The 22999-nt window shown below is 71.4% G+C and carries 25 protein-coding genes and 1 pseudogene; 20 read left to right on the top strand and 6 right to left on the bottom strand.

Going from position 1 to position 22999, the window contains the following annotated elements; translation table 11 throughout:
• The first annotated feature begins 16 nt into the window (after positions 1-16).
• The 4 genes from leuC to ABZU99_RS27340 all read left to right on the top strand — a co-directional run bounded on the left by leuC (position 17) and on the right by ABZU99_RS27340 (position 3124).
• Entirely contained in the window at positions 17-1447 is a 1431-nt protein-coding gene (gene leuC / locus ABZU99_RS27355) for a 3-isopropylmalate dehydratase large subunit (protein ID WP_356047013.1), read from the top strand.
• A gap of 6 nt (positions 1448-1453) precedes the next feature.
• On the top strand, positions 1454-2047 hold the full coding sequence (gene leuD, locus ABZU99_RS27350) for a 3-isopropylmalate dehydratase small subunit (protein ID WP_355947993.1): 594 nt from the start codon (positions 1454-1456) through the stop codon (positions 2045-2047).
• 124 nt (positions 2048-2171) lie between these two features.
• Positions 2172-2417 carry a hypothetical protein gene (locus ABZU99_RS27345; protein WP_355947996.1) on the top strand — a complete coding sequence of 82 codons (246 nt, stop codon included), beginning with the start codon at positions 2172-2174 and terminating at the stop codon, positions 2415-2417.
• A gap of 125 nt (positions 2418-2542) precedes the next feature.
• A complete protein-coding gene (locus ABZU99_RS27340; RefSeq protein ID WP_355947999.1) occupies positions 2543-3124 on the top strand; it encodes an HU family DNA-binding protein in 582 nt (193 codons plus the stop codon).
• A 361-nt stretch (positions 3125-3485) separates the two neighbouring features.
• On the opposite strand, the pseudogene cofC reads toward ABZU99_RS27340, so the two are convergent.
• A pseudogene (gene cofC / locus ABZU99_RS27335) lies at positions 3486-4085 on the bottom strand (2-phospho-L-lactate guanylyltransferase); the annotation flags it as partial.
• A 189-nt stretch (positions 4086-4274) separates the two neighbouring features.
• Here cofC and ABZU99_RS27330 point away from each other — a divergent pair.
• From ABZU99_RS27330 to ABZU99_RS27320, 3 genes are read left to right on the top strand one after another with little or no spacing between them, the layout of a single operon-like run.
• A complete protein-coding gene (locus ABZU99_RS27330) occupies positions 4275-5111 on the top strand; it encodes a lysophospholipid acyltransferase family protein (RefSeq protein WP_356047016.1) in 837 nt (278 codons plus the stop codon).
• A complete protein-coding gene (locus tag ABZU99_RS27325) occupies positions 5108-6127 on the top strand; it encodes an NAD(P)H-dependent glycerol-3-phosphate dehydrogenase (protein WP_355948003.1) in 1020 nt (339 codons plus the stop codon). The genes ABZU99_RS27330 and ABZU99_RS27325 overlap by 4 nt, the downstream gene beginning before the upstream one ends.
• Before the next feature lie 34 nt (positions 6128-6161).
• The gene (locus ABZU99_RS27320) at positions 6162-7334 is read left to right on the top strand and encodes a D-alanine--D-alanine ligase family protein (protein WP_356047018.1); all 1173 of its coding nucleotides are present in this window, start codon (positions 6162-6164) and stop codon (positions 7332-7334) included.
• A gap of 160 nt (positions 7335-7494) precedes the next feature.
• Here ABZU99_RS27320 and ABZU99_RS27315 read toward each other — a convergent pair whose 3' ends face one another.
• Together ABZU99_RS27315 and ABZU99_RS27310 are read right to left on the bottom strand one after the other, a co-directional pair.
• Positions 7495-7992 (bottom strand): DUF3515 domain-containing protein, encoded by a 498-nt coding sequence (locus tag ABZU99_RS27315; protein WP_355948007.1) that lies wholly within the window; start codon positions 7990-7992, stop codon positions 7495-7497.
• A gap of 20 nt (positions 7993-8012) precedes the next feature.
• Positions 8013-8246, bottom strand: coding sequence for an Lrp/AsnC ligand binding domain-containing protein (locus ABZU99_RS27310; protein ID WP_355948010.1), 234 nt, complete (start codon positions 8244-8246; stop codon positions 8013-8015).
• Between the two features lie 137 nt (positions 8247-8383).
• Between ABZU99_RS27310 and ABZU99_RS27305 the strand changes: the two genes are divergently transcribed.
• Positions 8384-9352: a thiamine-phosphate kinase gene (locus tag ABZU99_RS27305; protein WP_355948013.1), complete on the top strand. Its 969-nt coding sequence runs from the start codon at positions 8384-8386 to the stop codon at positions 9350-9352.
• Between the two features lie 10 nt (positions 9353-9362).
• Positions 9363-10226, top strand: a complete 864-nt coding sequence (gene thiD, locus ABZU99_RS27300; protein ID WP_355948015.1) for a bifunctional hydroxymethylpyrimidine kinase/phosphomethylpyrimidine kinase — start codon at positions 9363-9365, stop codon at positions 10224-10226.
• Positions 10227-10400: 174 nt separating this feature from the next.
• Here thiD and rpmB read toward each other — a convergent pair whose 3' ends face one another.
• Complete coding sequence (gene rpmB / locus ABZU99_RS27295) at positions 10401-10586, bottom strand: 50S ribosomal protein L28 (protein ID WP_009714771.1); 186 nt, start codon at positions 10584-10586, stop codon at positions 10401-10403.
• A gap of 220 nt (positions 10587-10806) precedes the next feature.
• On the opposite strand from rpmB, the gene ABZU99_RS27290 reads away from it, so the two are divergent.
• From ABZU99_RS27290 to mutM, 9 genes are all read left to right on the top strand, one after another.
• Positions 10807-12672: a DAK2 domain-containing protein gene (locus ABZU99_RS27290; RefSeq protein WP_356047022.1), complete on the top strand. Its 1866-nt coding sequence runs from the start codon at positions 10807-10809 to the stop codon at positions 12670-12672.
• A gap of 27 nt (positions 12673-12699) precedes the next feature.
• Positions 12700-14973: an ATP-dependent DNA helicase RecG gene (gene recG, locus ABZU99_RS27285; protein ID WP_356047024.1), complete on the top strand. Its 2274-nt coding sequence runs from the start codon at positions 12700-12702 to the stop codon at positions 14971-14973.
• Positions 14974-15095: 122 nt separating this feature from the next.
• On the top strand, positions 15096-15683 hold the full coding sequence (gene rsmD, locus ABZU99_RS27280) for a 16S rRNA (guanine(966)-N(2))-methyltransferase RsmD (protein ID WP_356047026.1): 588 nt from the start codon (positions 15096-15098) through the stop codon (positions 15681-15683).
• Positions 15680-16189 carry a pantetheine-phosphate adenylyltransferase gene (coaD, locus tag ABZU99_RS27275; protein ID WP_355948026.1) on the top strand — a complete coding sequence of 170 codons (510 nt, stop codon included), beginning with the start codon at positions 15680-15682 and terminating at the stop codon, positions 16187-16189. Before rsmD ends, coaD begins: the two co-directional genes overlap by 4 nt.
• Before the next feature lie 122 nt (positions 16190-16311).
• Positions 16312-17430 carry an ATP synthase F0 subunit B gene (locus tag ABZU99_RS27270; protein WP_356047028.1) on the top strand — a complete coding sequence of 373 codons (1119 nt, stop codon included), beginning with the start codon at positions 16312-16314 and terminating at the stop codon, positions 17428-17430.
• Between the two features lie 175 nt (positions 17431-17605).
• Positions 17606-18196 carry a YceD family protein gene (locus tag ABZU99_RS27265; protein WP_356047030.1) on the top strand — a complete coding sequence of 197 codons (591 nt, stop codon included), beginning with the start codon at positions 17606-17608 and terminating at the stop codon, positions 18194-18196.
• 2 nt (positions 18197-18198) lie between these two features.
• On the top strand, positions 18199-18372 hold the full coding sequence (gene rpmF / locus ABZU99_RS27260; RefSeq protein ID WP_009714764.1) for a 50S ribosomal protein L32: 174 nt from the start codon (positions 18199-18201) through the stop codon (positions 18370-18372).
• Positions 18373-18391: 19 nt separating this feature from the next.
• Complete coding sequence (gene rnc / locus ABZU99_RS27255; protein ID WP_356047032.1) at positions 18392-19231, top strand: ribonuclease III; 840 nt, start codon at positions 18392-18394, stop codon at positions 19229-19231.
• Positions 19232-19287: 56 nt separating this feature from the next.
• Positions 19288-20211: a bifunctional DNA-formamidopyrimidine glycosylase/DNA-(apurinic or apyrimidinic site) lyase gene (gene mutM, locus ABZU99_RS27250; RefSeq protein WP_356047034.1), complete on the top strand. Its 924-nt coding sequence runs from the start codon at positions 19288-19290 to the stop codon at positions 20209-20211.
• Here the strand turns inward: mutM and ABZU99_RS27245 are convergent.
• Positions 20136-20600, bottom strand: a complete 465-nt coding sequence (locus ABZU99_RS27245) for a helix-turn-helix domain-containing protein (RefSeq protein ID WP_356047036.1) — start codon at positions 20598-20600, stop codon at positions 20136-20138. The two genes, mutM and ABZU99_RS27245, sit on opposite strands and share 76 nt — an antisense overlap.
• A gap of 112 nt (positions 20601-20712) precedes the next feature.
• On the opposite strand from ABZU99_RS27245, the gene ABZU99_RS27240 reads away from it, so the two are divergent.
• Complete coding sequence (locus tag ABZU99_RS27240) at positions 20713-21303, top strand: flavodoxin family protein (protein WP_356047038.1); 591 nt, start codon at positions 20713-20715, stop codon at positions 21301-21303.
• A gap of 88 nt (positions 21304-21391) precedes the next feature.
• Here the strand turns inward: ABZU99_RS27240 and ABZU99_RS27235 are convergent, their stop codons facing one another.
• Positions 21392-22237 carry a CAP domain-containing protein gene (locus ABZU99_RS27235; protein WP_355948041.1) on the bottom strand — a complete coding sequence of 282 codons (846 nt, stop codon included), beginning with the start codon at positions 22235-22237 and terminating at the stop codon, positions 21392-21394.
• A 269-nt stretch (positions 22238-22506) separates the two neighbouring features.
• Here ABZU99_RS27235 and ABZU99_RS27230 point away from each other — a divergent pair, with 269 nt between their 5' ends.
• Entirely contained in the window at positions 22507-22788 is a 282-nt protein-coding gene (locus ABZU99_RS27230) for an acylphosphatase (protein WP_355948044.1), read from the top strand.
• The last annotated feature ends 211 nt before the right edge of the window (positions 22789-22999 follow it).

The raw sequence follows: 22999 nt of genomic DNA, 5'->3' as shown, positions 1-22999 counted from the left end.
GGCCGGAGGGAAAGCGATGGGACGGACACTCGCGGAGAAGGTCTGGGACGACCACGTCGTCCGGCACGCCGAGGGCGAGCCCGACCTCCTCTTCATCGATCTGCATCTGCTGCACGAGGTGACCAGCCCGCAGGCGTTCGACGGCCTTCGCAAGGCAGGCCGCCAGGTCCGTCGTACCGACCTGACCATCGCGACCGAGGACCACAACACCCCCACCCTCGACATCGACAAGCCGATCGCCGACCCCGTCTCCCGTGCCCAGTTGGAGACGCTGCGCAAGAACTGCGCGGAGTTCGGCGTCCGTCTGCACCCGCTCGGCGACATCGAGCAGGGCGTTGTCCACGTGGTGGGACCGCAGCTGGGACTGACCCAGCCCGGTACGACCGTCGTCTGCGGTGACAGCCACACCTCCACCCACGGCGCCTTCGGCGCGCTCGCGTTCGGCATCGGCACCAGCCAGGTCGAGCACGTGCTGGCCACCCAGACGCTGCCGCTCGCGCCCTTCAAGACCATGGCGGTCACCGTCGAGGGCGAGCTGCCCGACGGCGTCACCGCCAAGGACCTGATCCTGGCGATCATCGCGAAGATCGGCACCGGCGGCGGCCAGGGCTATGTGATCGAGTACCGCGGCCCGGCCATCGAGAAGCTCTCGGTGGAGGCCCGGATGACCGTGTGCAATATGTCCATCGAGGCGGGCGCCCGCGCGGGCATGATCGCCCCGGACGAGACCACCTTCGCCTATCTGGAGGGCCGGCCGCACGCCCCCAAGGGCGCCGACTGGGACGCCGCGGTCGCCTACTGGCGCACCCTGCGCAGCGATGACGACGCGGTCTTCGACCACGAGGTCGTCATTGACGCCTCCCAGCTCGCCCCGTTCGTCACCTGGGGCACCAACCCCGGCCAGGGCGCGCCCCTGTCGGCCTCGGTCCCCGATCCCGCGACCTTCGAGGACGCCAGCGAGAAGTTCGCCGCCGAGAAGGCCCTGGAGTACATGGGGTTGACGGCGGGTCAGCGGCTGCGCGACATCAAGGTCGACACCGTCTTCGTCGGCTCCTGCACCAACGGCCGCATCGAGGACCTGCGCTCCGCCGCCTCGGTCCTGTCCGGCCGTTCGGTGGCCGACGGCGTACGGATGCTGGTCGTCCCCGGCTCGGTGCGCGTCGCGCTGCAGGCCGTGGAGGAGGGCCTGGACAAGGTGTTCACCCGGGCCGGCGCCGAATGGCGGCACGCGGGCTGCTCGATGTGTCTGGGCATGAACCCCGATCAGCTGGCGCCCGGTGAGCGCTCGGCGTCCACGTCAAACCGCAACTTCGAGGGCAGGCAGGGCAAGGGCGGCCGTACGCACCTGGTCTCGCCGCAGGTCGCCGCCGCCACCGCGGTGCTCGGCCATCTGGCCTCGCCAGCCGATCTGTCCGACGCCGCCGTATCGACTCCCGTGGGGGCCTGAGCAGTCATGGAAGCTTTCACCACGCACACCGGCCGGGCCGTTCCGCTGCGCCGCAGCAACGTCGACACGGACCAGATCATCCCCGCGCACTGGCTCAAGAAGGTCACCCGCGACGGCTTCGAGGACGGGCTCTTCGAGGCCTGGCGCAAGGACTCGGAGTTCGTTCTCAACCGCCCCGAGTACAAGGGCGGGACGGTGCTGGTGGCCGGCCCCGACTTCGGCACCGGGTCCTCGCGCGAGCACGCGGTGTGGGCGCTGCAGAACTACGGCTTCAAGGCCGTCATCTCGTCCCGCTTCGCCGACATCTTCCGCGGCAACTCGCTCAAGAACGGCCTGCTGACCGTCGTCCTGCCGCAGGAGACCGTGGACCGGCTGTGGAAGCTGGTCGAGTCGGACCCCACCGCGGAGGTCACCGTGGACCTCGTCGACCGTCAGGTACGAGCCGAGGGAATCACGGCTGATTTTGAGCTTGACGAGAACGCTCGGTGGCGGCTCCTGGAGGGCCTGGACGACATCAGTCTCACCCTCAGGGAGGAGGACGACATCGCCGCGTACGAGGCTTGTCGCCCCTCCTTCAAGCCGAGCACGGTGGAGGTCTGACCCCCGGTTCTCCCTGTACAGAGCAGGTTTGGCAGGATGCGCCGCCAGTCCTCGGACTTGGCGGCGCATCGTCATGTTGAGGCCCCGTGAAGCGACAACTCGCCTCAGATGGCACAATCAGTGCATGGAACGCGACGGCCAACTCGAGCTCTACGGTCTCGTCGCCGCCCGGCTGAAAGAAGCGCACACAAGGGTGCGCACACTGCAAGTCCCGGAGGGCGTACGGATGGCGCTGTCCCGGAAGCTGCTGGTCATCACCTCGGCGGCGAAACACGATCTCGCAGGCGCGGCACGGCGTCTGGAGCGGTTCATGAACGACCTCGACGAGGGGCGTTTCCCCGAAGATCCCGACTCCGACGGAAGTCCGTGACGATCGAGTGCGTTGCGGCACAAGGGTGATTAGCCCGTTTCGTGTTTGATTTGCGGTATATATCTGCCTAACGTGCGAAAAAGCTTGAACACATTCGTTCCGGCAATGTCTCCGAAGGGGAAGACGTGAACAAGGCGCAGCTCGTAGAAGCGATTGCCGACAAGGTCGGCGGCCGTCAGCAGGCCGCCGAAGCGGTCGACGCGGTCCTGGATGCCATCGTCCGGGCGGTCGTCGCCGGGGAGCGAGTTTCGGTCACTGGTTTCGGCTCGTTCGAGAAGGTGGAGCGTCCCGCCCGCTACGCCCGCAACCCGCAGACCGGAGAGCGGGTCCGGGTCAAGAAGACCTCGGTGCCCCGCTTCCGCGCCGGTCAGGGTTTCAAGGACCTGGTGAGCGGTTCGAAGAAGCTGCCGCGCGGCGGCGAGGTCGCCGTGAAGAAGGCGCCCAAGGGCAGCCTCCAGGCCGCCGCGAAGAAGGCGGCCGCCAAGAAGGCCACGGCGAAGAAGGCGGCGCCCGCGAAGAAGACGACCGCCAAGAAGGCCCCCGCCAAGAAGGCCCCCGCCAAGACCACGGCGAAGAAGGCCACGGCGAAGAAGGCGGCGCCGGCGAAGAAGACGACCGCCAAGAAGGCCACGGCGAAGAAGGCTCCGGCGCGCAAGACCACCGCGCGCAAGACCACCGCCAAGAAGACCACCGCCAGGAAGCGCTAGTCAGCGGCGCACAGCTGCACCGTCACGCGCCGGGCCGGGCTCCCCGAGGGAGCCCGGCCCGCGGTGCTTTCGGCGCCCGGTGCTCCCCGTTCCCGCGACCCGTTCCCGCACCCCGTGCCTGCGACTTCGCCGCGGGCGCTCAGAACGTCTGCAGGGTGATGAAGACGACCCGGCGGTCCGCTCCCTCGCCCTCCACCTCGATCCGCACCCGCTGCCCCGGGCGCAGCGTCCGCAGCCCTCCGGCGTCGAAGGCCGCGGCGTCGAACGGCAACGGGGTGCCGTCGTCGAGCAGCACACTGCCGGCGCGGGTCTCGGGGTCGTACGTATAGGCGGTTCCCTGCATGACCGCCACCCTAGCCCGGGTATGGGCACCGACGCCCAGGACCAGGGCCGCGCGCAGATCTTCGGCGGTGTCCACGTCGCGGCGCACCGAGTCCACCCCCGCCAGCTCGATCTCGCGCGCCCCCGACGCCCGGTGCCGGACCCGTGAGGCGCCGCCGAAGGCCGGGGCGAGGTCGACGCCCGGCGCCGCCGAGAGCAGCGTCGTGCCCACCCCCGCCGCATCCGCCAGAAACGCGCGTGGGAAGCCGCGGGCCGCCTCGAGTACCTGGTCGAGCTCCGCGGCCCGCAGGGCCGGGAGATCGGCGTTCAGCGCCGCCACGGCGGCCTCCGGCTGCTCCTGGCGCACCGCGCGGGCGCCGTGAGCGAGCGCCGCGTTCAGTCCGCGCCCCGGCGGGTCGGACAGGATCCGGGCGCCGAGGGCCGACAGCTCGCGCCCGGCGAGCGGATCGTCGGTGACGACCGTCACGCCTTGTACCCACCGGCTCGCCAGCGCCGCGCCCACCGTGTCCTGGGCGAACGCGAGCGCGAGCCGGGGCCGCAGACCGTCCCGGGCGGCGCCGGAGAGCCTGCTCTTCGCCCGCGACAAGGGCTTCAGCGGCACCACCAGCGTCCAGGCCACACAGGCTCCGTTTCTTCCCACGGGCCTCATTCTCGCTTGCCGCCCGGTTCTCCCGGGACATGGCGGGGTTACGGTGTTCTCGACAGACCGGGTACCTGGAGCGACACTTGTGCGGCTGCCCGGACGGCAGCAAGCCAGCAGGTCAGCAGGGTCCGAGGGGGCCAAGGGGTCCAAGAGAGGATGTTCCGAGTGTCCGGCCGCAGAATCGGCTTCTGGTACCGCACGGCAGCAGTCTTGGTCAAACCGCCGCTCGTGGTTCTGTTCAAGCGGGACTGGCACGGAATGGAGCACATTCCCGCCGACGGTGGTTTTATCACCGCGATCAATCACAACTCGTATCTCGACCCGCTCTCCTACGCGCACTTCCAGTACAACAGCGGACGCGTACCGCGATTCCTCGCCAAGGCCGCGCTCTTCCGGGGCGGATTCGTCGGCGCGATGCTGCGCGGCACCGGGCAGATCCCCGTCTACCGCGAGTCGACCGACGCCGCCAACGCCTTCCGGGCCGCCGTGGACGCCATCAACAGGGGCGAGTGCGTGGCCTTCTACCCCGAGGGCACCCTCACCCGTGACCCCGAGATGTGGCCGATGCGCGGGAAGACCGGCGCGGCGCGGGTCGCGCTGCTCACCAAGGCCCCGGTGATCCCGGTCGCCCAGTGGGGCGCCAATGAGGCCGTGCCGCCGTACGCCAAGGAGAAGAGGGTCCGCCTCTTCCCCCGCAAGACCCTCAAGGTGCTCGCGGGGCCGCCGGTGGACCTGTCCGAGTTCTACGGGCAGGAGCCGACCGCCGAGGTGCTGCGGGCGGCTACCGACACCATCATGGCCGCCATCACCGATCTCCTCGCGGAGGTACGCGCAGAGCCCGCGCCGGCCCGGACGAAGGACTTCCGGCCCGTGCGGCCCCGCGCCGCGGGGCCCCACTCCGCCAAGCCCCGCGCCGCCAAGCCCCACTCCGCCAAGCCCCACGCCACCAAGGCCCACACCGCCGACCAGCCGCGCCCCGTGGCCGAAGAGGAGAGCAAGTGACGCGCTGCGCCGTCTTCGGCACCGGCTCCTGGGGCACCGCCTTCGCCATGGTGCTCGCCGACGCCGGTTGTGAGGTGACGCTGTGGGGCCGCCGCGCCGAGCTGGCCGAGGCCATCAACACGGGCCGCACCAACCCCGACTACCTGCCGGGGGCCGAGCTGCCGCCGGGGGTGCGGGCCACCACCGACCCGGCCCTCGCGGCCCGCGGCGCGGAGTTCACCGTCCTCGCGGTGCCCTCCCAGACGCTGCGCGGAAACCTCGCCGCGTGGGCCCCCCTGCTGCCCGCCGACACCGTGCTGGTCTCCCTGATGAAGGGCGTCGAACTGGGCACGGCGAAGCGGATGAGCGAGGTCGTCGAGGAAGTCGTCGGCAAGGCGGCGCCCGGTGTGGACGTCGCCGGCCGGGTGGCGGTGCTGACCGGGCCCAACCTCGCCAAGGAGATCGCCGCCCGGCAGCCCGCCGCCTCCGTCGTGGCCTGCCGTGACGAGAGCGTGGCGCGCCGCCTCCAGACCGCCTGCCACACCTCGTACTTCCGCCCGTACACCAACACCGACGTGGTCGGCTGCGAGCTGGGCGGCGCGGTGAAGAACGTCATCGCGCTGGCCGTGGGCATCGCCGACGGCATGGGGCTGGGCGACAACGCCAAGGCGTCGCTCATCACCCGCGGCCTTGCCGAAACGACTCGGCTGGGCCTGGCGATGGGGGCCGACGCGCACACCTTCGCGGGCCTGGCGGGCATGGGCGACCTCGTCGCCACCTGTTCCTCCCCGCTCTCCCGCAACCACACCTTCGGCACCAACCTGGGCCGCGGCATGACGCTGGAGGAGACCATCGCGGTCACCAAGCAGACCGCGGAGGGCGTCAAGTCGTGCGAGTCCGTGCTGGATCTCGCCCGCCGCTATGACGTCGACATGCCCATCACCGAAACCGTGGTCGGCATCGTGCACGACGGCAAGCAGCCGCTCGTCGCGCTCAAAGAGCTGATGTCCCGCAGCGCCAAGGCCGAGCGGCACTGACGTCGTACGAACCGCAAGGTAATCTCAACGCGATATGAGCAGCCAGACCCCTTCCCCACGCCCTGTCCCGGCTTCCTCCGCAGGCGAGCCGAGGAAGCCACGCGTCGCCGTCGTCTTCGGCGGCCGCAGCTCCGAGCACGCCATCTCGGTGGTCACCGCCGGCGCCGTGCTGCGCGCCATCGACCGCGAGAAGTACGACGTGCTGCCGATCGGCATCACGGCGGACGGCCGTTGGGCGCTGACCGCCGACGAGCCCGACCGGATGGCCATCGCCAACCGTGAGCTGCCCAGCGTCGAACGGCTCGCCGAGTCCGCCGAGGGCTCGGTCGTGCTCCCGGTGGACCCGGGGAGCCGCGAGGTCGTCTACAGCGAGCCGGGGGCGGTCCCCAAGGCGCTGGGCGACGTCGATGTGGTCTTCCCCATGCTGCACGGCCCCTACGGCGAGGACGGCACCCTCCAGGGGCTGCTGGAGCTGTCCGGGGTGCCCTACGTGGGCGCCGGAGTGCTCGCCTCCGCGGTCGGCATGGACAAGGAGTACATGAAGCGGGTCTTCGTCTCCTACGGGCTGCCCGTCGGCCCGTACGAGGTGATCCGCCCCCGCGCCTGGGAGCAGGATCCTTCCGCCGCCCGTAAGAAGATCGTCGACTTCGCCGGGGAGCACGGCTGGCCGCTCTTCGTGAAGCCCGCCCGCGCGGGCTCCTCGATCGGCATCACCAAGGTCGAGGACGAGGCATCGCTGGACGCGGCCATCGAGGAGGCCCGGCGCCACGATCCGAAGGTCATCGTGGAGGCGCTGCTGCGCGGCCGCGAGATCGAATGCGGGGTGCTGGAGTTCGAGGACGGGCCGCGCGCCAGCGTCCCCGCCGAGATCCCGCCGGTCTCCTCCCACGACTTCTACGACTTCGAGGCGAAGTACATCGACTCGGCGGACGGCATCGTCCCCGCGCCGCTGACCGAGGGGCAGACCGCACAGGTCCAGGAGCTCGCGGTGCGCGCGTTCGACGCGGTGTCCTGCGAGGGGCTGGTACGCGCCGACTTCTTCCTGCTGGACAGCGGCGAGTTCGTGATCAACGAGATCAACACCATGCCTGGCTTCACCCCGATCTCCATGTACCCGCGCATGTGGCAGGAGAGCGGTGTGAGCTACCCCGAGCTGGTGGACCGGCTCATCCAGTCCGCGCTGCGCCGCTCGACCGGGCTGCGCTGAGCTGCTCGACCGGGCTGCGCTGAGCCGGCCGCCCGGGCTGGCGGGCCGGTCCGGGGGGCTTAAGCGGATGCGGTGAAGTTCGCCGCTGACCCCTCGCCGTTCGGCCTGGCCGAGGGCTTGGACGCCGAGAAGGATCAGCACTTGACTTCGCCGTAACCGCTTAGGCCACGCCCTTCGGCACAGTCTTCCTGACGGCGCGGGCGAGGTCGAGCAGCGGATTGACCTCGGGCGCGTAGGCCGAGGGCACCGTGACCTCCACGTACGCTCGCCGCAGTACGGTGGTGAAGCGATAGCCGTGCTGCTGCTTCTCGGGCAGCCAGTCGACCCCGTTCACCTCGGCCGACTGAGTCGAGGCGGTCAGCGCCCGCGGCCGGGCGACCCCACAGCGCAGCTGCACGGCGGGGTCGCCCCAGACGGCGGTGAAGTCCGAGGAGGGTTCGGCGGTGCGCCTCTTGAGCCCGTCCACGGTCCGAGGCAGTTCCTTGTGCAACGCCCGGCACACCGACGCCGCCCGCGGCGACGGCGTGGGAACCGCGGGCGCGGCGGAGCCGTCGGAGTCCTCGTTGAAGGAGCAGCCGGCCGCCGACAGCAGGACCAGCGCCGCCGCGGCGGACAGCGGGACGCGCCTACGGGTGGGGCTACGGTGTGCGGAGTTCACCGGCTGAGCATACGGGGGAGCTAGAGATGGACGACCGGGCAGGTCAGGGTGCGGGTGATCCCATCCACCTGCTGGACCTTCGCGACTACCATGCGGCCGAGCTCATCGACCGTGTCGGCCTGGGCGCGGACGATCACGTCGTAGGGGCCCGTCACGTCCTCGGCCTGTATCACCCCCGGGAGCTTGGCGATGACATCGGCCACGGTCGATGCCTTGCCGACCTCGGTCTGGATCAGGATGTACGCCTGTACCACGGAACCTCCAGGGCGGCTACGAGGATCATGTGGGGAGAAGGGACGCCACGGTACCGCGTCGCCAGGCGGCGAGGGGAGACCCGCGCGACGAGCGCGGCGCGGCGGGCGCAGGGGCACGAGTACGAAGGGGCAATGGGATGAAGGGCACCGTGGGCGAGTTGGGGGAGTTCGGGCTCATCAGAGAGCTCACTTCCCATCTCACCACCACCCCGGCGGTGAAGCTGGGGCCCGGCGATGACGCCGCGGTCGTGGCCGCACCGGACCGCAGGGTCGTGGCCAGTACGGACGTCCTGCTGGAGGGCAGGCACTTCCGCCGGGACTGGTCCACCGCCTATGACGTCGGCCGTAAGGCAGCGGCCCAGAATCTGGCCGACATCGCGGCGATGGGCGCGGTCCCGACCGCGCTGCTGCTCGGCCTGGTGGTCCCCGCCGATCTCCCGGTGACCTGGCCCGCCGAGCTGATGGACGGTCTTCGTGACGAGTGCCAGGTGGCGGGCGCGGCCGTGGTCGGCGGCGATGTCGTGCGCGGTGACACCATCACCGTCGCGATCACCGCCCTGGGTGATCTGCGCAACCATGAGCCGGTCACCCGATCCGGTGCCCAGCCCGGCGACGTTGTCGCGGTCACCGGCTGGCTGGGCTGGTCGGCGGCCGGGCATGCGGTGCTCTCGCGCGGCTTCCGCTCGCCGCGCGCGTTCGTGGAGGCGCACCGGCGGCCGGAGCCGCCGTACCACGCGGGGCCCGCCGCCGCCGGGCTCGGAGCGACCGCCATGACCGATGTGAGCGACGGGCTCGTCGCCGACCTCGGGCATATCGCGGACGCCAGCAAGGTCCGTATCGATCTGCGCTCGGGGGACATCGACATCCCCTCGCAGATGTCGGACATCGGCCAGGCGGTGGGCGTCGACCCGCTGCAGTGGGTGCTCAGCGGGGGAGAGGACCACGCGATCGTGGCCACCTTCCCGCCCGATGTGAAGCTCCCGGCCCGCTGGAAGGTGATCGGCGAGGTCCTGAACCCCTCGGCGCTGCCTCAGGTGACGGTGGACGGAGCCCCCTGGCTGCACGCGGGCTGGGACCATTTCGGACAGGACAAGGACCCCGAGTAGATTCGGCCGCATGCCGAATTCTCCTCGTCTCACCCGTCCATCGCGCGATGCCGCGGCACCCGTACGTGTTCTCAGCATCGCCGGATCGGATTCCGGCGGCGGTGCGGGCATCCAGGCCGATCTGAAGACGATGCTGGCCCTGGGCGCGCACGGCATGAGCGTGATCACCGCGGTGACGGCACAGAACTCGCTGGGCGTGCAGGGAGCCTGGGAGCTGCCCGCCGAGGCCGTCCGGGCCCAGTTCCGCAGCGTCGTCGACGACATCGGTGTCCAGGCGGTCAAGACCGGCATGCTGGCGAGCGCCGAGCTCGTCGAGACCGTCGCCGCGCTTCTCGCGGGCTTCACCGCCCCGGTGGTCGTCGACCCGGTGGGGGTCTCCAAGCACGGCGATCCGCTGCTGGCCGCCGAGGCGCTCGACGCGGTCCGCACCAAACTGCTGCCGACCGCGACCGTCGCCACCCCCAATCTGGATGAGGTCGCCCAGCTCACCGGCGTCCGGGTGGAGTCGGAGGACGACCTGCGGCGGGCGGCCGGCGCGGTACTCGAACACGGCCCGCAGTGGGCGCTGATCAAGGGCGGCCATCTCTCGGGCGACGCGGTGGATCTGCTCACGGACGGCACCGAGGAGCACTGGCTGCGGTCCCCCCGCCACGACAACCGCCACACCCATGGCACGGGCTGCACGCTCGCCGCGGCGATCGCCACCTATCTGGCGGCCGGGTTCGAGGTCCCCCAGGCCGTGGCGGAGGCCAAGGAGTACGTCACGGGCGCGATCGAGGCGGGCTTCCCGCTGGGCGCGGGCATCGGGCCGGTCGACCACGGCTGGCAGCCCGCGCGGACCCTCCCGCCCGGCCGGGGTACCTCCCAGCGGTAGCCGGAGGAGGCGTGATGGCCCCGGAGGTGGACCGAGCCACAAAAAACCGAGCCCCAAAAACGAGCCGCAAAAAACCAAGCCCCGAAAAGGGGGCATGCGTAAAGGCCGGTCCACGGTGGTGTGGACCGGCCCTGGCAACCGGAATCCCGCTCGCGCGGGGCGGCCGTGATGCGCCTAGCGCGAGACCTTGCCGGCCTTGATGCACGAGGTGCAGACGTTGAGCCGCTTCGGGGTCCGACCGACCACAGCGCGCACCGTCTGGATGTTGGGGTTCCAACGACGGCGGGTGCGGCGGTGCGAGTGCGAGATGTTGTTGCCGAAGCCCGGCCCCTTGCCGCAGACGTCGCAGTTGGCAGCCACGGGTTACTCCAAAGACGGGTCAGCCTCGCTTCTCGCGAGGAGACAGAACTTACGGGGACCCCGGACGTGGCCAGGATCGTGGACCACCGGCGGCGCCAGGGGGAATGGCCCGATTCGCATCGGGCAACCGGAGCAGCATACAACGGCCACTCCCGTACAACGAAACTATCATGGCTGCCCCGGCACTCGCCGAGGGCGGCGACTACCCTGCGATGACGCGATGCCCGACCCCGCCCCAGCGGTCCCCAGGAGGACGTACGTGCCGCACACGCTCGACGCCGATGCGGTACGGACCTGGTGTGGGCTCGCGCTCGACGCGCTGGGCCGGGCCCGCGCGGACATCGACGCGATCAACGTTTTTCCGGTCGCGGACGGGGACACCGGCACCAATCTCTATCTCACCGTGGAATCCGCCGCCCAGGCGGTCGACGCCGCCTTCAACGGCCACGCCGCCTCGGCGGCGGCCTCCCGCCCCACCCTCGCCGATGTGGTGCGCGCCATGGCCCACGGCGCGCTGATCGGCGCACGAGGCAACTCCGGCACCATCCTCGCGCAGCTGCTGCGCGGCATGGCGGACGTCCTGGCCGACGGCCCGGCGGGCGACGGTTCCCCGGACGGCCATTCCCCGGACGGCCATTCCCCGGACGGCCATTCCCCGGACGGCGAGGCCGACGGGCTGCGCCGGGCCCTGCGGCGCGCGGTCGATCTCGCCTATCTGGCCGTCGCGCACCCCGTGGAGGGCACCGTCCTCACGGTCGCCGTGGCGGCGGCGGAGGGCGCCGAGCGGGCCACCGGCAACGTCGCCACCGTGGCCCGCTCGGCCTACGAAGGGGCCCGTGCGGCCCTCCAGGCCACCCCCGGGCAGCTCGACGTCCTCGCCCGCGCGGGGGTCGTCGACGCGGGCGGCTACGGCCTCGTCACGGTCCTGGGCGGCCTCGCCGAGGCGCTGTCGGGCGAGGCCCCGGCCTCACCACCCGCCACGCTGGGACGCCCGCGCGGGGCAGGCCCCGCTCCCGTCGAGCGGGCCCACGAGAGCTGTTCCGCCGACGGTTCCGCGCAGGGCGGGCCCGCCTTCGAAGTGATCTACCTGCTGGAGGCGGAGGACGAGGCCGTCGCACGGCTGCGGGAGCGGCTGGACGCGCTCGGCGACTGTCTGGTGGTCGTCGGCGGCGACGGCCTGTGGAATGTGCACGTCCATGTGGACGACGCCGGGGCCGCCGTGGAGGCCGGTGTCCAGGCCGGGCGCCCGTACCGCATCCGTATCACCCACTTCGGCGCCGCTGCGGCCGCCGTCGCCGCCGTCGACAAGGCTGCCGTCCCTCACGCGGGCACCGGTCGGCCCGGCCGCCCCGTCCCGGCCGCCGGGCAGCCGGCGGAGCCCGGAGGCCAGGAGCCGGCCGGCGGCCGGCGCCCCGCCGAGCGTGCCCCCCGCGCGGTCGTCGCCGTCGTCCCCGGCGACGGGCTCGTCGCGCTGTGCGCCGAGGCCGGCGCGACCGCGGTCGCCGCCCGCTCCGGCGAGCCGCCCGCCAGTGGCGAACTGGCCGAGGCGATCCGGCGGGCGCACGCCCGCGAGGTCGTCCTGCTGCCGAACGACACCGAGCTGCACCACTGCGCGGCGGCCGCCGCCGCGCAGGTCCGCGCCGAGGGCGTACGGGTCGCGGTCATCCCCACCCGGTCCCCGGTCCAGGGCATCGCCGCGCTCGCCGTCCATGAGCCCGGGCGCAGCTTCGACGAGGACGTCGTCGCGATGACCTCCGCAGCCGGGGCCACCCGCTATGCCGAACTGGCCGTCGCCGAGCGCCAGTCCTGGACCATGGCCGGGGTGTGCCAGGCCGGGGACGTCCTCGGCCTGATCGACGGCGATGTGGCGGTGATCGGCGACCAGCTGGCCGGGACCGCCGAGACCGTGCTGGACCGGATGCTGGCCGCGGGCGGCGAGATGGTCACCCTGGTGCTGGGCGCGGGGTTGCCGGACGGGCTCGCCGAACGGCTTGAGCGGCACGTACGCGACGGCCATTTCGCCGTCGACACGGTCGTCTACCACGGCGGCCAGCCCACCGCGCCGCTGATCATAGGCATCGAATGATCCCGGTTGTCGGTGCGGTGGTGTGCAATGGACTGCGTGCCCGTGCTGGATGAACCCTTGAAGAAGGTCCTCGGCGGCAACACCGCGAAGGTGATGGCCGACCATCTCGACCTGCACACGGTCGGCGATCTGCTGCACCACTACCCGAGGCGGTACGCGGAGCGCGGTGAGCTGACCCGGTTGTCCGATCTGCCCCTCGACGAGCATGTGACTGTCGTCGCCCAGGTCGCCGACGCCCGCGTGCACACCTTCAACGGCGGCCGGGGCAAGCGCCTGGAGGTCACCATCACCGACGGCAGCGGCCGTCTCCAGCTGGTCTTCTTCGGCAAGGGCGTCCACAAGCCCCGCGCGGAGCTGCTGCCCGGCACCCGCGCGCTGTTCGCCGGGAAGGTCTCGGTCTTCAACCGCAAGCGGCAGCTGGCGCACCCGGAGTTCAAACCGCTGACCGCGGACAGCGGCGCGGACGCCGCCGAGGCGTTCGCCAACCAGCTGCTGCCGCTGTACCCGGCGTGCAAGCAGATGGAGTCCTGGCAGATCCAGCAGGCCGTCGACACCGTCCTGGGCCCCGCGGGACACGAGGAGGCCGCGCTGGCCGGTCTCGTCGACCCGCTGCCCGACGCCCTGCGCCAGGGCCGTGGGCTGGCCACGCTCCCCGAGGCGCTCGCCAAGATCCACCGACCACGCGCCAAGGCCGACATCGCCGCCGCGCGCGACCGCCTCAAGTGGGACGAGGCGTTCGTCCTTCAGGTCGCCCTCGCCCGCCGCCGCCGGGCCGACGCCCAACTGCCCGCCGTCCCCCGCAAACCCGCCGAGGACGGGCTGCTGGCCGTCTTCGACGCCCGGCTGCCCTTCACCCTCACCGAGGGCCAGCGCCGGGTCAGCGAGGAGATCTTCGCCGACCTCGCCACCGACCACCCCATGCACCGGCTGCTCCAGGGCGAGGTCGGCTCGGGCAAGACGATGGTGGCTCTGCGCGCGATGCTCGGCGTCGTGGACGCCGGGGGACAGGCGGCGATGCTCGCGCCGACCGAGGTGCTCGCCCAGCAGCACCACCGCTCGATCACCGAGATGATGGGCGAGTTGGCCAGTTGGGGGCTGTGGCGCGAAGCGCCTCCGCAGAAGGGCGGTGATGGGCGAGGGGAGGGAGGCATGCTCGGCGGCGCGGAGCAGGGCACCAAGGTGGTGCTGCTCACCGGTTCCATGGGCGCCGCGGCGCGGCGCCAGGCGCTGCTGGACCTGGTCACCGGCGAGGCCGGAATCGTGATCGGCACCCACGCCCTGATCGAGGACAAGGTCCAGTTCCACGATCTGGGCCTGGTCGTCGTCGACGAGCAGCACCGGTTCGGCGTCGAGCAGCGCGACGCGCTGCGCTCCAAGGGCAAGCAGCCCCCGCATCTGCTCGTGATGACCGCCACCCCGATCCCGCGGACCGTCGCCATGACCGTCTTCGGCGATCTGGAAACCTCCGTTCTGGACCAGCTGCCCTCGGGCCGCTCCCCGATCGCCTCCCATGTGGTGCCCGCGAAGGACAAGCCGCACTTCCTGACCCGCGCCTGGGAGCGGGTGCGCGAGGAGGTGGCCGCCGGGCATCAGGCGTATGTGGTCTGCCCCCGCATCGGCGACGAGGAGGACGAGGCCAAGGCGGAGCAGAAGCGTCCCGAGGACGAGGCGTACGAGGCCGAGAAGCGGCCGCCACTGGCCGTCCTCGACGTCGCCGAGAAGATCGCCAAGGGCCCGCTGCGGGGGCTGCGGGTGGAGGTGCTGCACGGCCGGATGCAGCCGGAGGCCAAGGACGAGGTGATGCGCGGCTTCGCGGCGGGTGAGGTGGACGTCCTGGTCGCCACCACCGTGATCGAGGTCGGCGTCAACGTCCCCAACGCCACCGCCATGGTGATCATGGACGCTGACCGCTTCGGCGTCTCCCAGCTGCACCAGCTGCGCGGCCGGGTCGGCCGTGGCTCGGCCGCCGGGCTGTGTCTGCTGGTCACCGACATGCCCGAGGGCAGCCCCGCCCGGGCCCGGCTCGGCGCGGTCGCCGCCACGCTCGACGGCTTCGAGCTGTCCCGGATCGATCTGGAGCAGCGCCGCGAGGGCGATGTGCTCGGCCAGGCCCAGTCCGGGGTCCGCTCCTCGCTGCGGGTGCTCGCCGTCATCGACGACGAGGAGGTCATCGCGGCGGCCCGGGAGGAGGCGACCGCGATCGTCTCGGCCGATCCGGAGCTGAGCGGATACCCGGAGCTGCGCACCGCGCTGGACGCCCTGCTGGACAAGGAGCGCGAGGAGTTCCTGGACAAGGGGTGAGCCCGGCGCCCCGGCGCGGAGCTCCGGCCCGCGCGGTACGCCATATCGTGGAGGTGCAGCGGCCCGGCCACGCCTGGCCCAGCCCGCCGCTGCCCCGACCACCGCGAAGGACTGCCTCACCCATGACCCGCGTGATCGCCGGAGCGGCCGGCGGCCGGCGCCTGGCCGTGCCGCCGGGAAACGGCACCCGACCCACCTCGGACCGGGCGCGCGAGGGCCTGTTCTCAACCTGGGAGTCGCTGCTCGGCTCGCTGAACGGGGCCCGGGTCCTCGACCTGTACGGCGGCTCGGGCGCGGTCGGCCTGGAGGCGCTGTCCCGCGGCGCCGCCCATGTGCTGCTCGTCGAGTCAGACCCGCGCGCCGCCCGCACCATCCGGGAGAACATCCGGACGCTCGGGCTGCCCGGTGCCGAGCTCCGTACCGCCAAGGCCGAACAGGCGCTTGCCGGACAGCCCCCCGCCACCGGCCCGTACGACGTCGTTTTCCTCGACCCGCCCTACGCCGTCAGCGATGGTGATCTCCACGAGATCCTCCTCACACTCCTCCGCAAGGGCTGGATCGCGTCGGATGCGCTGGCCACCGTGGAGCGGAGCACACGAGGCGGGGAGTTCGGGTGGCCGGCCGGATTCGAGGGGCTGCGGGCCCGTCGCTACGGCGAGGGCACGCTTTGGTACGGCCGCGCCGCCTCGACGTGCGACAACGCCTCATGACCGGACCCGAGAGCGAGGAACTTCCGTTGCGCCGCGCCGTCTGTCCGGGGTCCTTCGACCCCGTCACCAATGGACACCTCGACATCATCGCCCGTGCCTCCAAGCTGTACGACGAGGTCTACGTCGCGGTGATGATCAATAAGTCCAAGCAGGGCCTGTTCACGGTGGACGAGCGGATGGATCTCCTCCGCCAGACCACCGCCGAATACGGAAACGTCAAGGTGGAGGCCTTCCACGGGCTGCTCGTGGACTTCTGCAAGCAGCGCGAGATCCCCGCCATCGTCAAGGGGCTGCGGGCCGTCAGCGACTTCGACTACGAGCTGCAGATGGCCCAGATGAACAACGGCCTGTCGGGCGTGGAAACGCTCTTCGTGCCCACCAACCCCACCTACAGCTTCCTCTCCTCCAGTCTGGTCAAGGAGGTCGCGGCCTGGGGCGGCGACGTCTCCCACCTGGTGCCACCGCTGGTCCTGGAGGCGCTTGCCGAGCGGCTCGGACGGAAGTAGCGGCTGACGGGGATGGAAGTAGCGGCTGACGGGGTGTCAGCTGGTGTCGGGCAGGGGCCCGCTGGCCGTACAGTCGTCCCGTCCGTTCTCATCCGCACCCGAGAAGTCTGCGAGCATCCACAGTGGACGTGCAGAAGAAGCTCGACGAGATCGTCGATACGGTCGGCAGCGCCCGGTCCATGCCGATGTCGGCCTCGTGCGTGGTCAACCGCGCCGAGCTGCTCGCCATGCTGGAGGAGCTGCGGGCCGCGCTTCCGGACTCCCTCGCGCATGCCCAGGAGCTGATCGGCGGCCGCGACCAGATGGTCGAGGAGGCCCGCCGGGAGGCGGAGCGGATCATCGAGTCCGCGCACACCCAGCGCACCGCGCTGATCTCGGCGACCGAGGTGGCCAGGCAGTCCCAGGAGGAGGCCGACCGGATCCTCGCCGAGGCCCGCCGGGAGGCCGAGGAGATCCGCGCCGAGGCCGACGACTACGTGGACAGCAAGCTCGCCAACTTCGAGGTCGTGCTGACCAAGACCATCGGCTCCGTGGACCGCGGCCGGGAGAAGCTCCTGGGCCGCGCCCCCGCCGGTCCCGACGGCTTCGGTCAGCCGGAGGAGGGGCCGGAGCGCAGTGCCGACCCGCAGACCCTGTGGCAGCGCGCCGACGAGTACGTGGACACCAAGCTCGGCGCCGTATCGGCCGTCCTCGGCAAGACCCTGGAGGCGGTCGGCCGGGGCCGGCAGAAGCTGCTCGGGTCCCGGCCGGCCGATGAGCTGGCGGCCCATATGGCGGCCCAGGACGCGGCCTCCCTCGGCCTGCGCACCAGCGACGACGACTACCTCGCGGACCTCGCCCAGTCCCAGGCGGCCCCGGCCCAGGCGACCGTGGTCCAGCCGACCGCGGTCCAGCCGGCCGCTCAGCCCGAGGTCGCCGCGGCCGACCCCGCGTACTACGCCGCCACCGCGGGTTACCAGCAGCAACAGGACGCGTACGGCTACCAGCAACAGCAGGCGTACATCCCGCAGCAGCAGGACCCGTACACGGCGCAGGCCGGCTATCCGCAGGCGGACGCCTACGCCTGGCAGCAGCAGGCCCAGGCCCAGGGCTACGACCCGAACGGGGGCTACCTCCCCGACCCCCACCAGCAGCAGCTTCAGCAGCACCAGCAGCCGGGCGCCGCACTCGACGAGACCAGCCTGTTCGACACCAGCATGATCGACCTCGATCAGCTCCGGCAGTACGAAGAAGGTCGCTAGACCCCCGCTCCAACGGGCGGATTGGGTCTACGGCGGACCGTCCAGTATCCTGGCTCTTCGGTCGCGAGTACGTCCGCGATCTCGGCTGCCCGCTTCGTACCAGTGCCGGGTGGCCCGCCGCAGCCGTAGAAAGCAGGAAGCCCTGAACGCCCGCCTCGACCACCGCGCCCCTCTCGTGTTCGACACGCGCGAGCTGGGCCGTCGTCCTGGTGCGCTCAAAAGGCTCTCGCGGACCGTGGCGGCCCCCAAGGATCTCGGCATCGAGGTCATCGGGGTGCGGGAGGGCGCGACCGTGGAGCTCGACCTCCGCCTGGAGTCGGTCATGGAGGGGGTGCTTGTCACAGGCACCGCCCGTGCGCCGCTGACAGGGGAGTGCGTAAGGTGTCTGGAGCCACTGGAGCAGGAACTCGAAGTGGACTTCCAGGAGATGTACTCCTACCCCGACGCCGACGACCGGAGCCGCCATGCGGAGACCGGCGACGACGCCGAGGAGGAGGACACGCTCTTCCTCGAGGCCGACCTGTTCGACCTCGAGCCCGTGCTGCGCGACGCGGTGGTGCTCGCACTGCCGCTGCAGCCGGTGTGCCGGGAGGACTGCCCGGGGCTGTGCGCCGACTGTGGCGCCCGGCTCGCGGACGACCCGGACCACCATCACGACGCCGTCGACATCCGTTGGGCGGCACTGCAGGAACTCGCCGAGGCCATCCAGGACGGCGAGAAGGACAACGCACCCCGCCAGCGCGGGGATGACTCACAGGAGAAGTAGCCGTGGCTGTTCCGAAGCGGAAGATGTCGCGCAGCAACACGCGCCACCGCCGGTCGCAGTGGAAGGCTGCGGTCCCCACCCTGGTGGCGTGCGAGCGCTGCCACGAGCCGAAGCAGCAGCACATCGCGTGCCCGAGCTGCGGCACCTACAACCGCCGCCAGGTCCTCGAGGTCTGATCGGCGGGTGACAGGCTCTATGTCAGACGCCACTACGCCCCCGCGCAAGCGCGGTGAAGCGTCCCAGGCGGACACAGCCTCGTCCCACACGATCCTGGAAGGGCGGCTCGGGTATCAGCTCGAGTCCGCCCTTCTGGTGCGTGCGCTCACCCACCGCTCCTTCGCGTACGAGAACGGCGGGCTGCCCACCAACGAGCGGCTGGAATTCCTCGGGGATTCGGTGCTCGGCCTGGTGGTCACCGACACGCTGTACCGCATCCACCCCGACCTGCCCGAGGGCCAGCTGGCCAAGCTGCGGGCCGCGGTGGTCAACTCGCGCGCGCTCGCCGAGGTGGGCCGCGGCCTCGACCTCGGCGCCTTCATCCGGCTCGGCCGGGGCGAAGAGGGCACCGGGGGCAGGGACAAGGCATCCATCCTCGCCGACACCCTTGAAGCGGTGATCGGCGCGGTCTATCTCGACCGGGGGCTCGACGCCGCCGCGGAGATGGTGCACCGGCTCTTCGACCCGCTGATCGAGAAGTCCTCGAATCTCGGCGCGGGCCTGGACTGGAAGACCAGCCTCCAGGAGCTGACCGCCACCGAGGGTCTCGGGGTTCCCGAGTACCTGGTCTCCGAGACCGGGCCCGACCACGAGAAGACCTTCACGGCTGCCGCCCGCGTCGGTGGTGTCGCGTACGGCACCGGCACCGGCCGCAGCAAGAAGGAAGCCGAGCAGCAGGCGGCCGAGGCCGCCTGGCGCGCGATCCGCGCGGCCGCCGACGAGGCCCAGGCGAAGGCCGCGGCCGAAGCCGACGCCGCGACCGCCACCACCGCGGACGGCGGGACCGCCGCCGGCACGGCCTCCACCCCGGTGCGCTAGCACCTCACGGCTCCCCGGGCCCCGTCCCGGGGAGCCACACCTTCCCAGGAGACACGTTGCCCGAGCTGCCCGAGGTCGAGGTGGTCCGGCGCGGACTGGAGCGCTGGGTCAGCGGCCGCACCGTCGCCGACGTCCAGGTGCTGCATCCGCGTGCCGTCCGCCGTCACCTCGGCGGCGCGGAGGACTTCGCGGCCCGCCTCACCGGCCGCCGCACCGGGACCGTCCGCCGCCGTGGCAAGTATCTGTGGCTGCCGTTCGACGACGACGCCGCCGCCGAATCGGTCCTGGCCCACCTCGGCATGAGCGGGCAGCTGCTGGTCCAGCCCGCCGACGCCCCGGACGAGAGGCATCTGCGCATCCGGGTCCGCTTCGCCGACGACGCGGGCACCGAGCTGCGCTTCGTCGACCAGCGCACCTTCGGCGGTCTGTCGCTGCACGACACCGTGCCCGGCGACCTTGAGGGGCTGCCGGACGCCATCGCGCACATCGCCCGCGATCCGCTGGACCCCGCCTTCGACGAGGCGGCCTTCCACACCGCGCTGCGCCGCCGCCGTACCACCATCAAACGCGCCCTGCTCGACCAGTCGCTGATCAGCGGCGTCGGCAATATCTACGCCGACGAGGCGTTGTGGCGTACCCGGCTGCACTACGACCGGCCGACGGCGACCCTCACCCGCCCCCGCAGCGCCGAACTCCTCGGCCATGTGCGCGAGGTGATGAGCGCGGCGCTGGCGGTCGGCGGCACCAGCTTCGACAGCTTCTACGTCAATGTGAACGGGGAATCGGGGTACTTCGAGCGTTCCTTGGACGCGTACGGCCGGGAGAACGAGCCGTGCCGCCGCTGTGGCACCGCGATGCGCCGCCGCCCCTGGATGAACCGCTCCAGCTACTTCTGCCCGCGCTGTCAGCGCCCGCCGCGCCCGGGGGCCACGCCCCGCCCGCTCGGCGTCTCGCCGCCCGGAGCGCGCGTCTTGTCGTAGCGCTGCTGGGCCGTCAGCACCTCCGGCATCCGCTCCTCGACCAGATTGATCAAAGCCAGCAGCTGGTCGGCGACCGCGTGACCCAGCGGGGTGAGCCGGTAGTCCACGCGGGGCGGATTGGTCGGCTGCGCCTCGCGGTGCACCAGCCCGTCGCGCTCCAGCGCGTGCAGCGTCTGGGACAGCATCTTCTCGCTGACGCCGTCGACCCGCCGGCGCAGCTGGTTGAAGCGGAGCGTGCTCTCGTACAGCGCGCCCAGCGTGAGACTTCCCCATTTGCCGGTGACGTGCTCCAGCGTGCCGCGCGAGGGGCAGGCGCGGGCGAACACATCGAAAGCCAGGCCCTCGGCGCCGTCCGCGCAGCATGCCTCACCTGTGCGTTCACGTTCCATGTACACACCATACTCGCGCTCAGTGCTAACTCATAGGTTGCGCTTTCTCTTAGTTAGTGCTTCGCTGGTCGCGTCATCCAGCGCGTTCACCACCCCTGAGGAGCGGACCACCGTGACCACCCCCGTCGTCTCCGTCGCCTACCACTCCGGCTACGGCCACACCGCCGTCCTGGCCGAGGCCGTCCTCGACGGCGCGGCCGCCGCCGGCGCCACCGTTCACCTGATCAAGGTCGACACCATCACCGAGCAGCAGTGGGATCTGCTCGACGCCTCGGACGCGATCGTCTTCGGCTCGCCCACCTACATGGGCACCGCGTCGGGCGCCTTCCACGCCTTCGCCGAGCTCACCTCGAAGCGCTTCTTCACCAAGGCGTGGCAGGACAAGATCGCCGCGGGCTTCACCAACTCCGCCTCCAAGAGCGGCGACAAGCTGAACACCCTGCAGTTCTTCACCGTGCTCGCGGCCCAGCACGGCATGCACTGGGTGAACCTGGGGCTGCAGCCGGGCTGGAACGCCTCCACGGCCTCCGAGAACGACCTCAACCGGTTCGGCTTCTTCCTCGGCGCCGCTGCCCAGACCAACGCCGACCAGGGCGCCGAGGGCGTGCACAAGGCGGACATCGAGACCGCCGCCCACCTCGGCCGGCGCGTCGCCGAGACCGCGCGGACGTACCGGGCGGGCCGCTCCGCCGAGGCCGCCTGAGCGGCGACCCTGTCCGAAGAACGCCCTGGGGGCGGGCATACGAGAGCCCCGGAGCGGGTGTGAACACGCTCCGGGGCTTCGTTTGGACTCAGTAACCGAACTCCTGTGTCCACCAGGGGCCGCCCGGGCCGAAGTGCGCGCCGACGCCCATGGTCTTGTACGAACAGTTGAGGATGTTGGCGCGGTGGCCGGTGCTGTCCATCCAGGAGTCCATGACCGCCTGCGCTGTCATCTGGCCGCGGGCGATGTTCTCGCCGCCCAGGTCCAGGATGCCCGCGCTCTGGGCGCGGTCCCAGGGGCTGTCGCCGTCCGGGTTGAGGTGGTCGAAGAAGCCCCGCAGCGACATGTCGTCGCTGAAGTCCTGGGCAAGCTGGCCGAGTTTCGGGTCGGCGGTCACCGGGGAGCAGCCGACCTTGGCCCGCTCCTTGTTGACCCGCTTGAGGATCTGTGACTCCACGGCCGACTGCTTGCCTCCCCCGGGCTCGGCCGTGCTCGCGTCCCCGGTCGGCTCCGTCGAGGGCGTGTCGGACGGAGTCGAGCTCCCCTTGCCGGCGGAGCCGGACCCGGACCCGGAGCCGTGGTTGCCCCCGTTGCCCTTGCCGCCGCCGTTTCCGTGGCTCCCGCCGGGCTGTGCGGTGTCGGAGGAGCCCGGCTGGCTCGGCGGGGTCGTGGACGGGGTCCTGGGGGGCGTGGTGGGCTTCTTGGAGGGAGTTGTGGAGGGAGCGTGAGGCCGGTCGTCGCCTCGGCTCGCCGGTACCCGGCTGCGGTCGGTGGGGGACGCGGACTCCGAGCCCTGCGCCTCCAGGCCCGAGTCGGTGGGCCCGCCCGCCTGCACCTGGCCGGCGGAGTCATTGCCTCCGCCGATGTTTTGGTCGCCTCCCGGAACCAGTCCGGAGGCCATCGCCGCCGCGCCCACCGCTACAGCGGCGGACACGCCCAACAGCCCGGTCCGTACCGGAGCGAGAGCGCTCCGGCGCGCGCCCCGATGGCGACCTGTGGTGGCCGCGGGGACCGCGGGACCGGGGGCAGATCGTCGATGGCGGCCCATCTCCTGCCTTCCTTAATGTGCTCGGCGTCAATGTGTGTCACTCATGTGGGTGCTATGAATCACCTGTGTGGGTGAGTCTTATTGAGCCGGGACTGTACGCCATCGGGCCCCGACCTCGCGTGCTCGGTGGCCAATTCGCCGGTTAGCGTTCATGTATGAACGACACAGTCCGGCTCACCGCGTGGGTCCGCGGCCGCGTCCAGGGCGTCGGCTTCCGCTGGTTCACCCGGGCCAACGCCCTGCGCATCGGGGGCCTCGTCGGCTTCGCCTCGAACCTGGCCGACGGGCGGGTTCAGGTGGTCGCGGAGGGCCCGCGTGCGGAATGCGAACAATTGCTCGATTGGCTGCGGGACGGCGACACGCCCGGACGCGTCGACGGTGTCACCGAGATCTGGGACACGCCTCGCGGCGGCTACGACACCTTCGAGATCCGCTGACCGGGGTGGGCCGAACGGGTCCTTTCCGGCCCCCCGCCGACCACGCCTTCCGTGCCTGTTCCGTCCCTGCCGTGAGCAGAAACCGGCTGATGGTTGCCAACGGCGCCGCTCCGTGCAAGGCTGCGGAGTCACGGAAGATCTTTCGACCGCCACGGGTCCTCTGGAGAGGTGCGGCGCAGCCCGCCGTCAGTGCGTTCTCGACCCCCTGCGG

The sequence above is a fragment of the Streptomyces sp. NPDC005266 genome (assembly GCF_040607655.1).
Taxonomy (GTDB): domain Bacteria; phylum Actinomycetota; class Actinomycetes; order Streptomycetales; family Streptomycetaceae; genus Streptomyces.
This window is presented reverse-complemented; position numbering and strand designations above follow the sequence as displayed.